The organism is Roseburia sp. AF42-8 (genome assembly GCF_003435965.1).
In the GTDB taxonomy this organism is placed as follows: domain Bacteria; phylum Bacillota; class Clostridia; order Lachnospirales; family Lachnospiraceae; genus Roseburia_C; species Roseburia_C amylophila.
Genome location: NZ_QTVB01000127.1, coordinates 1 through 1,125, shown reverse-complemented (window position 1 = coordinate 1,125; position 1,125 = coordinate 1). Strand labels below are relative to the sequence as shown.

1 protein-coding gene is annotated in these 1,125 nt (G+C 51.5%); it reads left to right on the top strand.

Going from position 1 to position 1,125, the window contains the following annotated elements; translation table 11 throughout:
• Positions 1–1,125: recombinase family protein (locus tag DW059_RS15615; RefSeq protein WP_117699392.1), on the top strand; the 1,125-nt coding region annotated here is incomplete at both ends.

Sequence of the window (1,125 nt, the reverse complement as noted above, 5' to 3'; positions counted from 1 at the left end):
CCGGGTGTCTTGCCCCGTTTGGGTATCGGAAAGACCCGGAGGACAAAAACCATCTGCTCATTGACGAGGAAACCGCCCCGATTGTGCGGCTGATTTTCGGATATGCCCTAAACGGTCATGGTCCGAACTATATCCGCAGACGGCTGGAGGAAGAAAAAATCCCCTGCCCCACATGGTGGAACCGGGAACGGGGGCTTCGCAATACCCGCACCAAATGGGAAAAGAAAGACCCGGAAAACGGGCGGTATATGTGGGACTTTTCCGTTATCAAAGACCTTTTGATGAATCCCGTTTACACTGGGGCGATTGCTTCCCAGAAAAAGGACTACCGTTTCAAAATCGGCACGATTGGGGAAAAGAAGCCGGAGGACTGGATTGTGGTGGAGGGACAGCATGAACCGCTGATTGACCGCATGAGCTTTGACATTGTGCAGAACAAGCTGAAATCTCGCCAGCGTCCGGGGCAGACCAATGAAATCAGCCTGTTTGCCGGATTGATAAAATGCGGCGAGTGTGGGAAGTCGCTGACGATACGCTACACAAACGCAAAACATCCCCAGCAGATTTATTCCTGCAAGACCTACAATGCCTTTGGAAAGAACCACTGCACCCAGCACCGGATTGACTATGACACCCTTTGCAGCCATGTGCTGCGGAAAATCAGGGAATGTGCCAGAGCTGCCCTGATGGACGGGGAAGCGGTTGCCGACCGCCTGACCAATACCTGTGAAACCGAGCAGCGGGAACAGCGGGAAGCAATGGAACGCTCCCTCACAAGGGACGAGGAACGGATTGAGGTTCTGGACAAAATGGTCATGCGGCTTTATGAGGATATGATTGCAGGGCGTATCAGTGAGCAGAATTTCAACACCATGCTGGAAAAGACACAGACCGAGCAGACGGAGCTTAAAACAAAAGTGTCCGAGGGCAGAAAGCGGCTGTCCGATGAAGTCCAGCTTGCCAATGACGCAAAACAATGGGTGGAAGCCATTCAGGAATACGCCAACATCACAGAGCTGGACGCAGCCACCCTCAACCGCTTAATCAAAGAAATCGTCGTGCATGAGCGCATTGACGAAGATAAAACAAGACACATTTCTATCGAAATTCATTTTAATCTCAAAC